Annotated in this window: 5 protein-coding genes; 3 read left to right on the top strand and 2 right to left on the bottom strand. The window is 54.1% G+C overall.

The window, feature by feature from the left end:
- Nucleotides 1–49: 49 nt before the first annotated feature.
- Entirely contained in the window at nt 50–1,039 is a 990-nt protein-coding gene (gene dgcA, locus BA177_RS04415) for an N-acetyl-D-Glu racemase DgcA (protein WP_068613403.1), read from the bottom strand.
- Nucleotides 1,012–2,034: an N-acetyltransferase DgcN gene (dgcN, locus tag BA177_RS04420; protein ID WP_068613406.1), complete on the bottom strand. Its 1,023-nt coding sequence runs from the start codon at nt 2,032–2,034 to the stop codon at nt 1,012–1,014. The genes dgcA and dgcN overlap by 28 nt, the downstream gene beginning before the upstream one ends.
- A gap of 1,662 nt (nt 2,035–3,696) precedes the next feature.
- Here dgcN and BA177_RS04430 point away from each other — a divergent pair.
- The 3 genes from BA177_RS04430 (at nt 3,697) to BA177_RS04440 (ending at nt 11,815) form a co-directional block, all read left to right on the top strand.
- The gene (locus BA177_RS04430; protein WP_068613411.1) at nt 3,697–6,471 is read left to right on the top strand and encodes a TonB-dependent receptor plug domain-containing protein; all 2,775 of its coding nucleotides are present in this window, start codon (nt 3,697–3,699) and stop codon (nt 6,469–6,471) included.
- Between the two features lie 239 nt (nt 6,472–6,710).
- Nucleotides 6,711–8,072 (top strand): serine hydrolase domain-containing protein, encoded by a 1,362-nt coding sequence (locus tag BA177_RS04435; protein ID WP_082989864.1) that lies wholly within the window; start codon nt 6,711–6,713, stop codon nt 8,070–8,072.
- 857 nt (nt 8,073–8,929) lie between these two features.
- Complete coding sequence (locus tag BA177_RS04440) at nt 8,930–11,815, top strand: TonB-dependent receptor domain-containing protein (RefSeq protein ID WP_197493331.1); 2,886 nt, start codon at nt 8,930–8,932, stop codon at nt 11,813–11,815.
- Nucleotides 11,816–11,817 lie beyond the last annotated feature (2 nt).

The raw sequence follows: 11,817 nt of genomic DNA on the forward strand, positions 1-11,817 counted from the left end.
ACGCAAGCAGCAAGTGTCAGATCGTTCGGTGTTGCTCCAAAGGATCACCCTAGCGATTGCCCCAGAATCCGCGTCCAACCGGCGACAGCATGCCGTTGTCGGCGGTAACGCCATTTGGCCGGTCTTCTTTCATCCACAGAGGACCATCGAGGTCTACGTAGTCGGCTTGTGCGGCGATGTAGTAAGCGGGTGCAATGGACAGTGACGTGCAGATCATGCAGCCGACCATGACGCCGAAGTCACGTTCGCGGGCTGCTTGCAGTGTGCGGACCGCTTCCGTCAAGCCGCCGGTTTTGTCCAGCTTGATATTGACGATATCGTAAACACCAACCAGGCGATCGAGATCCGCTGACGTATGACAAGACTCATCGGCGCAGTTGGGAACGAGTGCGTCAAGGTCCGCGAGGCTGGCATCGTTATCGGCCGGCAGCGGTTGTTCGACAAAGTCGACCCGCAGCTCTTTCAGGAGTGGCTGCAACTCGCTAAGCAAGCCGATATCCCAGCTTTCGTTAGGGTCCACGATTAACTTCGCGTCAGGCGCAGCGGCCCGAACGGCGCGCAGGCAATCCGCCGGTGCGCTTGCATCGACTTTTATCTTTAGCAGCGGTGACGTTGCTACCAGTGCGGTTTCGGCAGCCATCTTCTCCGGCGTATCAAGGCCGATAGTAATCGCGGTCACCAGTGGTGCCAAGGCTGGCTGCCCAAGCGTGGTAGCGACAGACGTTCCGGAGAGGGCGCTTTCCAGATCCCACAACGCGCAGTCCACGGCATTGCGAGCGGCACCCGGCGGCAACAAGTTGGCGAGTTCCGTGCGCGTCAGGCCATTCGCGACAGCGTCATAGACGCTTGCGATCTGCGCCTGTACCGACTCGCCGGTTTCACCGTAACGCGGGTAGGGTGCGGATTCGCCGCGGCCCGTTGCGCCTGCATCGGAGATTACTACCGATATCAGTTCGGCAGCGTCGCGAACGCCTCGCGAAATTCGAAACAGCCGCGCCAGCGGCCAACGTTCTACGCTGCTTTGGATTTGTCGACGCATTTAATCAGGTTATCCGTAATTTTCTTAACGCCCGTTGCCACCGGATCTTCGCACGGTAGGTTCAACAGGTCTTCTATCGAATCAAAGCAACGCTGCCGTTGTTCCGGGTCGAGCCGCGACGTATTCACGGCCACACCAGCCGCTACGATGTCGGGGTTGGTCAGGCGACCCGCTTCGAGATTGGCATTCAGGCAATCTTGTAAGCTCGGGAGAGCACGACTGGCGATGCCACGCATGTGCGGGCGCTCGGGCGCGTGACACAGCACTATCGCGTCGGGCTGTGAGCCGTGCAGAAGCCCCAAGGACACTCCGGCAAACGACGGATGAAACAATGAACCCTGACCCTCAATCAGGTCCCAGCCATCGTCATCGCGCGCTGGCGAGAGCCGTTCCGCTGCGCCGGATATAAAATCGGCAACGACAGCGTCAACGGCAATGCCGGACTGTGCGATCAGGATGCCGGTCTGCCCCGTTGCCCTGAAGTTGGCCTTAATGTTGCGACTGTGCATTTCGCGTTCAATCGCAAGCGTTGCGTACATTTTGCCGACCGAACAATCGGATCCGACCGTAAGCATGCGCAGGCCGCGGCGCGGTACGCCCGTGCCCACACCCAGGTCCTCGGGCGGGTGGCGCAGGTCGTGCAGTTCGACACCTTTCAATGCCGCTTCCTTGGCGATTGTCGGGTGTGTACGCAGGCGTTGATGCAGGCCGGACGCAACATTTAATCCAGCTCTGATAGCTTCAAGTATGTGCTCGATCAGCTGCGGGTTCATGACGCCGCCAGCGTTGGTGACGCCCAGTACTACCGTTTGCACACCAGCAGCGGCAGCCTGCTCAAAGTCCATGCGCGGCAGGTTGAGCGTAACGGTACAGCCTTCCGATTGAAACTCGCCGATGCAGAGTTCCGGCCGCCATGCGGCAACGCCTATGGCTGTTTTAACGGACAGATCATCCGTGGCACTGCCAAGGTAAAGCAGATAGGGAGACGAGATCATAAGTTTGCTTCTGTTTCCAGTCAGTTGACGGCAAATGACTATAGTGCCGGTGTTTATACAGAATGAAAGTGCAAATGTCTGCGACTCTCATAGATAACGTTTATACCTGTTATTTGATGCGCGCCATGGTCCTGGAGGTGCGTCATTTCATCACAATGAATATACCCAGTGGGGCTTAGGCAGGGAGCCGCTGAACTGGCGGTCCAGCCAGATTTGACGAAGGCCGGCAAGCGAAGCAGCGCAACGCTTGTTGGTCCGCAACTGTGTAGTCCAAGAAGGGAGCCGAAACATCCTTGGAGTGGGGCGAATTGGGGACGAGCTGCGCGCCGCGGGTGAGACAGCGAGCCAGGATCGCATGGACAGTCTAAGGCACGTGGACGACCTGTAGAGTATTCCATGTGAAACCTTCTTCTGCATGCTGAAACGCGAACGCGTCAGTCGTCGTCCATACGCCTCGCGTGCGAATGCAGGAGCGGACATCTTCGGCTGGCTTTTTGCACTTATCCGAGCCGATACCAACGGGAGAAGTTCCGTGCATTATAAGAATCGAAATTAACGGTCCGTTGTACTGGGGTAAAACCCATGCCCGCAGGAAGATCAAAGAATCTTGCCGCAGTCAAGTCACCAGCGTTCCAATCTACTGCAACCGAAAGCAAAGCGCGGGTGTCTGAATACGGCAGCCTTGTATTGCTAAAGTGCGGCAGAAACCGAGTTATCACATAGGAAAAATGTGCAGACCTTGCCTACGAAAGTTCCGCAGCGAGAAAAAGACTATATGCGTCGACAATGGTTCGGAATCTATCTCGCAGGTAAAGACAGAACTGCGCGAAATATACAGCATTAGCTTGGGTGACCTACAGCTGGATAAATGCGAACCGGAAGGCGTACAGCCAACGCTTCGAGTGCACGAACCCCCATGAAGTGCTACCTGCTCGCGAGTTCGAATCGTTGCCGCAGTTTAGAAAATTTACGCAAGCCGGGAAAATCGAACACTACGAAGTAGGAATGCATGTCAGCTTCAAAAAAATAACACCGGTCACATCCCGCCAGTAAGTTGAGAATGACGTGCAGTTGCACTTTGTATACGGCGAACTGGGTATGCATAGAGGTTATGGGTTGGCAACAACTATTGGTTAGTTAAATCGTGATCGGGCAACTAGACTCCTTGAATCAAATGCATCTCGCGCGCAACGAGAAGCTTCTAACTTGCTCCTTGGAGAAAAAATTAGACTAGCTTCTGTTCACTATGAAACAGCACTTGAGAATTGGGCGGTTCTATTTCGTAACGTCGAGACGTGACCGATCGCAGCATCGGGCTGCGCGCGAAATAATGCGCTATCTCTTGAAGGTTTTCTTATTCGCTTTACTGGGGCTCGCCTGTATGACCCGTTTGTTGTGACAGTTCGAATGCATCGCACCGGCATTGCTGCGTTTTGTGTCGGCTTCTTGTTCAGATTCTTTGTGAGTCTTTGTCGCGATCTGGGGTGGCCCTGTGATCCACCATACCAGGCGACCGATGTCGGCAGACGATTCATTGCTAAACGGACATTACTGAATTCAGCTTACTTTGGAGAACTGAGTGAGAGCATTTTAGCTTTCACTGACCCACTCACCGCCAATCGAAATCTAATAATCGCTCAAATTAGTTGAAGAGGAGATCTTATGAGCACCAAGTTCGTTCGCAACTCTGCAAATACTCTATTGCTGGTGATTACGACTGCCATTGCTTGCCAGTCTCTATGGGCTCAGGAAAACCCGAATGCTGAAGCCGATCTGGAAGGCGACGATGATGCAATCGAGATGATTGTTGTAACCGGATCATTATTGTCGCGCAGTGGATTTGATACACCGACACCGGTCACTTCGATCGGTGAAGAGGATATTCAACGTATCGGCGGTCAGGACATCGCAATCGTCATTCGCCAACTTCCGGCAGTTCGCGATTCGCTCAATCCTGCAGCGGCAAGCAATAATTCGACGTATGCGGCCGGAAGTTATTTCGACTTACGCGGCATAGGTTTCGCTCGAACACTGACCTTGGTGGACGGCCGGCGGTATGTGCCCACTCTCGCGTCCGGTGCAGTAAATTCCTCGACGTTGCCGCAAGTCCTGATTCGCGGCGTTGACGTTGTCACCGGCGGTGCCTCGGCAACCTACGGCGCGGATGCTGTAGCCGGAGTGGTGAACTTCCTTATGGACGACGATTTCAGAGGCGTAAAGGGAAAAATCCAGGCCGGCATATCAGATTACAATGACTACGGTGGATATCTCACGTCGCTGGCCTTTGGAACTGACTTCCTCGATGGCCGGGTAGGTCTAACTCTGGCGGGCGAAATCTTTGAGAATGAAGGAATCGAGTTTATCGGCGACAGGCCTTGGGCGGAAGGCGCAGGACTCATATCGAATCCTGCTTATACGCCGACCAACGACGAGCCACGCTTGTTAATGGTCTCGAATATCAGAAACTCGAACGCAAGTGACGGGGGGGTTATCACCAGTCCCAGCCTCTTGACAGGGATACAGTTTACGCCCGATGGAAGTCCGGTTCCCTTCGAATACGGAACACTAGTGTCATCGTCGAGTATGGTCGGCGGTGGCGGCAGGTATGGCGCTGGCAAAAGCAACGGGTCCAATCCTTATGAACGTCAGTCGTTCTTCGGACGTCTGACATTCGAGGCGACGGACAAGGTGGAGTTGTTTGCCGAACTCAGCTATGCGCTCGCAGAAGCGAATTACCCGAATATCTCTGTATCGGAGCAGCTTACGATAATGCAGGACAATCCATTCGTCCCGGAGTCAATTCGTAATGTGATGATTGCTGAGAATATTCCGAGTTTCCGCCTGGGCCGGGCGATCGAAGACAATGCTCGTGAAACTCTCGACATCAGTAACGAAACGATTCAGGCAGTCGTTGGGGCAGAAGGTGACTTCGGTGGCACATGGGGTTGGAATGTGTACTACAGCAACGGCAGGACGACCGTTGACCGAGCAAACCTGGATTCGCGCATCACAGCCAATTTCAATCTCGCACTCGATGCAGTCCTCGATCCCTCCACCGGTACAATAGTCTGTCGCTCAACGCTAACGGACCCTACCAACGGGTGCATTCCGATCAATTTGATCGGTGAGGGGCGGGCAACCCAGTCCGCGCTCAATTACGTAACGGGTAACGGTTGGCGGCAAACGCTGCTCAAACAAAATGTCCTCGCAGGCACGGTTATGGGCGAAGTCTTTTCCACCTGGGCGGGGCCCGTGGACTTCGCGTTCGGCCTTGAGCACCGGGAGTTCAGCGCAGACATCACCTCAGATGCAATATCACAGCAGTTTGGCTTCCGTTTCGGTGGCGCGATTCCGTATTCCGGCAAGGTGACGGTTAAGGAAGCGTTCAGTGAAGTCAATATTCCTCTGGCCGCTGACACTAGTTGGGCTCGAGACTTAAGTCTGAACCTGTCAGGTCGTCGAACCGACTACAGCACGTCCGGCCCGGTCAATACCTGGAAAACCGGGTTGAATTACACGATTAACGATTCGGTTCGATTGCGCGCAACCCGCTCGCGGGACATCCGGGCGCCAGGTCTGGATGAACTTTTTGCGGCCGGTTCGACCAGTCTTCTTTCAGCTTACGATCCTGTTCGGGAAGAATCGTATACAGTGACGGCGCTCAACGTGGGTAACCCGGAGCTGACGCCGGAAGAGGCTGACACGATCACAGCGGGTATCGTGTTCACGCCGGAATCTCTTGCTGGTATCAGCGCTTCGCTCGATTACTATGACATCAAGATCGAAGACGCAATAATTGGTTTGACGCCGGCAACCATTGTTGCAGAGTGCTATAACGGCTCGCCCAACCTTTGCGCGTCAATTAATCGTCCCAGCCCCGGTGAACGAATCGAAAGCGTACGCAATGGTCCTGTGAACTTCCAGGAGGTATCGATAAGCGGTGTCGATCTTGAGCTCGCTTATACCACTTCGTTGTGGTCCGGCGATCTTGACGTCCGAAGTCTTGTGTCGTACATCCATGAGGCAAAAATTGAAGACCCATTGACCGTTAGCAAGCTGGATGATGCGGTGCATCAACCGACCATCGCGGCGGTTGGTGGCAATCCAACCTGGAAGTCAAATCTGAGGCTTACCTACAGCCAAAACGACGCAATGATCAGTACTGCGGCGCGATATGTCGGCGGCGGATTGATCAATCCAAACTATACAACGAAAGATCTGGCAGACCTGCGCGTCGACGGAGTCTGGTACCTGGATATCTCCGGTGAATACCCGCTCAGATCAGGGGACGATAGCTCCATTGTCTTGTACGGCAGCATCCGCAATTTGCTGGACCAAGACCCACCAATCACGGGTGTGGGTGGCCACGGAACCACACGCGCGCTCTATGACACGATTGGCCGACTCTACAACGTCGGAGTGCGAGCTCGATTCTGAGCTGGACAAGCAGCCCGCAGCAACGCTGCGGGCTGCTCTCTTAACGTGAGTGCACGCGTAACTTGCGACAGAGAAAGAAATTGTATTCCTGTTTGAATGCTCGATAAGGCAAGTACCGAAGCCTGATCTTTGCAGGTAGCCGACCACTGCTGCGTCAGAACGAATTAGCTTAGGGTGAAACACGCATCGCCTGCGTCCGTACGTGCACCGACACTCGATATCATAAGGAGATTGTTTTCATGGGACGACGTGCTTTAAATCTTCCATTGCTCACAATTGTGGCTGTTGCTGGATTGGCATTTTCGCAAACAGAGGCTGAGGAGCGAATAAGGGCTGCGCTCCCCGAGTCGATCGATGATTCCTTTCCGGGTTGTGCGGTAGGCGTGTTCAGCAATGGCAAGGTTGTCACTTCCGACTTTGTCGGCTTGGCCGATGTGGCTGGCAAGCGGCCTATAAACGCCGATACTCAATTCTATGCAGCGTCGGTCTCGAAGCAGTTCACCGCGGTTGCGGTTATGCAGCTTGTTATCCAGGGGAAACTGAAGCTCAGTGATGACATACGCAAGTATCTGCCCGAAATGCCGCAATATCAGCGACCAGTCACAGTTCAAATGTTGCTGAACCACACGAGTGGTATTCGCGATTCGCTCAATTTGCTTAGGGCCGCAGGCTACGATTACGCATCCAGGTCATCGCGATCTCATGCACTGCAGTTGACCATGGATCAGGAGCAGACCAACTTTGATCCCGGTACCCGCTATGCGTATAGCAACGGCGGTTATCTGTTATTGGCGGAGATCGTTGCGCGGGTCGCGGAGCAGCCGTTTGGCGAATACGTTGAACAGTACGTCCTGGCGCCTACGGGGATGACTCGCAGTTTCGTCCTTGACGGAAGTCCTGCGGCGGATCCGAATCTTGCGCTTGGATATGTAGTCAAGGATGGCAAGATCAAGCAATCAAACGAGTATCCGTTGTTTGGCGGATCGGGAGGCTTGATAACGACCGTTAATGATCTTGCGAAATGGGACTACGATCTGGATCAAGGGCAAAAGGTGTGGACGCCCGAATTGCTGCGGCTGATGACCCAGCTCAGTACCTTCAATAGTGGCGTTAAGGTCGCAAGTCCCAATGGGATTTACTATGCAAATGGCTTGCTGGTCGGTCCTCATTGGATTGGCCATAGCGGGGGAGCAAGCGGATTCAAGACGTACTATGCGCGTCATTCGGAGAGCCGAATTGGAATCGCAATGCTGTGTAACCGGGGTGAAATCAATCCGCTTTATCACGTAGATCAAATTATTCTCGCTCTCGAAAAAGGGCTGCCGCCAGCAAGTGAACGCTCCGTCGAAGCGGCTGCGATCAATGGGCGTTATCGCTCGGAGAGTCTGAACGTCACTTATCTTGTCGAAATGAATTCTGATGGAAATCTCAACCTTTCGATTCTGGCGCCCGACGAAAGCATCCGGGAAACGATGACATTGGAGCCTACGGACGCGGGAAGCTATAAGTCCAGTGGTATGGAGATAACCCCCGACAGCGATGGGCGCGGCTTTTCTCTCAAAATGAGTCGATTCAGCCTCTCCTTTGGCCGCGTTTCCTGAGGTGCTTTCCAGCTTGAATACATGCCAATCCGCGTACCATGCAATCCACAAGTGGTCCCGCAAGCAATGACCCGCCGTTCGGTGACTATTGCCGCCCAAAGGCGCCAGGGTTGGCATGCTGTTGCGGCGGCGACGGTTTAGTCGGGACAGTGGCATCGGGAGTGACGAAAAGTCGCGACAAGGCTGGCCTCTTCGGCAGTCAAAGTGGGAATGCGATCCGGTTTGCCGGTATATAGTGCCCGCCGGTTCAGCGAAAAAGGCCTGGATCTTAAAGATTGTTCAACCAGAACGCAGCAGGCTTCACAGGAGGGGCCGATACTTATTCATGGGTATGCTTGATTTCTTCTGGTCGCAGTCGTGATTTCTAAACTCCGCAGTTCACGACAAAAATAGACGCAAAGGTATAGACCAACATCCGCAAGGTCAGCGAGCATTTGCAGCACGAGGTTGTATCAGCAATAAAGTCCGATTCGGGATTTTGCGCCAGCATTCCAGACCAACAGTGCGGCTATGAAGGCTATCGGCTCTCACGCGGCGGGATACTGGAGACTCCTACTTTTTGCGGTGCACAAATTTGGTGCCAAAACACCTTGCATCGACAATTCGGCCGATTTTCCATGCCTTCAAGCTATAGGCGAACAAAGTCTTTGAAACGGTGCTTTGTTGACGATACCGAATGACTTGTCTCTAATGAAGTAATGAGGCAGGCGTGGGGGCGCATTTTGGTTCGGTTAAAATCAGTTCCGGCCACTCCTCATTCCCGTCCATTGATTCGTTGTTGCTGCTGTGACAAAAAGGTCGCTCAGTACTTAACGTATCCAGAACACGAATAACTCACTAGCTACACCGGAGCTGGAATGAATATGCCAAGCAAATCCGTTTCAAGAAATCTGATCGAGCGTCAGAAACTTAACCCCACTCAGCAGCGGAATCGATCGGAGGTTTGGCCCTTACTCGTAATTCTGTCTGTCGCGACTGCCCCGTCGGCGCAAGCACAGACTGCGGCTGCATCGGGAAGTACCGAGCCGGCCGCCATAGAAGAGGTTGTCGTCACGGGTTCGCGTATCGTACGCGACGGTTACGAAACACCGACTGCGCTGACGATTATCAGTGAAGACGAGATTCAGGCGACTGCACCGACCAACGTTGCTGACTTCGTCAACCAGATTCCTTCGGTAGTCGGCAGTAGTACTCCGGCCAACAGCAACACCTCGGCAAGTAGCGGGCGCGCAGGCCTGAACGTTCTCAATCTGCGTTCATTCGGCGCGTCGCGTACCCTGGTGTTGCTGGATGGCAAGCGCTCGGCCGGTTCTGCGCTTGATGGAGCGGTCGACATCAATACGTTCCCACAGGGCCTGGTCAAAGGTGTGGAGATCGTCACCGGCGGTGCTTCGGCGGCCTACGGTTCAGACGCCGTTTCGGGCGTCGTAAACTTCATTCTTGACGATGATCTTACGGGTATCAGGGGCTCAATCGTTGCTGGTGAGACCACCTACGGCGACGACCGTCGCTGGAAATTCAATCTTGCCGGCGGCAAAGAATTTGCCGGCGGCCGCGGACATGCTGTGTTTGACGTCGAAATCACCGATCGGGAAGGTATCTATGGGGTACCGCGTGAATGGAACAACGACGGTTGGTACATCATGAACAACCCGGCGTACGTTGCCGGCAATGGTGAACCGGAACGCCTGCTGATGAACAATATCGGTCTCAGCAATGCCGCGCCGGGCGGCATTATTACCAACACTGATCTGCGCGGTATCTATTTTGGCCAGAATGGAACGGTTAATCAGTTCGCGTATGGTGAAACCCGTGATCCCTGGATGATTGGTGGCGATTGGGAAATGGTGCAGGTAAACGATCGCCAGTCACTGCATGCCGATGAAGAGCGTCGCGGATTTTTCGGCAAGGTTAGGTACGAACTGACCGACAATGTTGAAGCATTCGCTCAGGCTTCCTGGAATCAGCATGCTTCACTGGGCTATATCGGCATTCAGTTCAATCAGGCCAACATTCCGATCGAGTCTGACAATGCGTTCATTCCGGAGTCCGTTCGAACCCAGTTGAATGACCTCGGCATTACGCAATTCAGGCTTGGCTCAAGTAACGCCGGTCTACCGGTGCGCAAGAGCGACAACCAGCGGGAATCGACCCGTTTGCTGGTCGGTCTGGAAGGCAATTTTGAAGCATTTGGACGGCCAGTCACCTGGGACGCCTATATGCAGCACGGCGAAACCAACACCGATGAAATGTTGCGAGACATCACCAACAACGCGCGGCTTGCGGCAGCACAGGATGCGGTTTTTCATCCAGTGACAAACGAGATTGTTTGCCGGTCATCCATAGCTGATCCCGGCAATGGTTGTATTCCGCTGAACCGCCTCGGTCTTGGCGTTGCCGATCCCGCCGCAGTTGCTGCGGTAATCGGCAACCCGCTGCGTAATCAGACATTCACTCAGAAAGTGGCCGCCGCAAACTTCCGCTTTGACGTGTTCGACACATGGACAGCACCTGTTTCGGTTGCGACTGGTATTGAATACCGTGAAGAAGAAGCTTCCGGTTCCGTTGCTGAAGAATTTCAGTCCGGCTGGTTCGTCGGTAACTTCAAACCGACGTTCGGCAAATACGACGTTACAGAAGCTTATGTTGAAACCGTAGTGCCGGTTCTCGAAGGGCTCGACGTCAACGGTGCGGTTCGCGCGACGGACTACAGTACGTCAGGCAACGTTACGACCTGGAAGCTTGGCGTGACTTACTCGCCGATCGATGACCTGCGGTTCCGCGCTACACGCTCACGCGACATTCGTGCGCCGAACCTGCAAGAACTGTTTGAAGGCGGCGGAAGCCGCACCAATACGCTGATCGATCCGTTCAATGCCAATACCAGCATTCAGTTTACTGAGATTCGTACCGGCAACATTGCGTTGACTCCGGAAGAAGCCGACACTTGGGGTATTGGTGCGGTATTCCAACCTACCTTCCTGCCAGGCTTTGGTTTGTCGGTTGACTACTACGAAATCACGCTTGAGGGGGCTATCGGTTCGGTCGACGCGCAAACCATCGTCAATCGTTGCTTCGAAGGGCTGCAACAGTATTGCGCAGCCATCAGCCGTGACAATTCGACCGGCGTCAATCTTATTTCGCAGATCAGTGTCAGTCCGTTCAACTTCGCGGTACGCGAAGCTCGCGGTATCGACTATGAAGCTTCGTACAGAATTTCGCTGGCTGATTTCGCGGGCGGACTGGACGGCGATCTGACGTTACGCGCTCTCGCGACCAACTACCTCGAGAACTATGAGAACAACGGCATCGATACGCCAACCGACTCTGCTGGCCAGAATAATGAGGGCGGTCCGCCGGATTGGTTGTACCGCCTGGTTGCGACTTATCAGGACGGACCGGTTACGCTGAATCTCATCGGTCGTGGTATCAGTGACGGTGTATACGACAACTCGTTTGTAGAGTGCACCTCAGGTTGTCCGGAATCGACAATTGACAACCGGACAATCAACTCAAACCACATTGACGGTGCGTTCTATATCGATTTTTCAATGGCCTATGCCTTTGAGATGGCAGGAAGCGAATCGGAAGCATTCTTGTCAATCACCAACCTTGGCAATCGGGACCCGGCGATTGTTGCCAACGGTCCTGGCGGCAGTGCGTACGGCAATATCTCAACAAACCAGACGCTGTACGATATTCTCGGTCGTAACTTCAATCTTGGCCTGCGTTTCCGCTTCTGATT

Origin of the sequence: Woeseia oceani (assembly GCF_001677435.1) — a bacterium.
In the GTDB taxonomy this organism is placed as follows: Bacteria; Pseudomonadota; Gammaproteobacteria; order Steroidobacterales; family Woeseiaceae; genus Woeseia; species Woeseia oceani.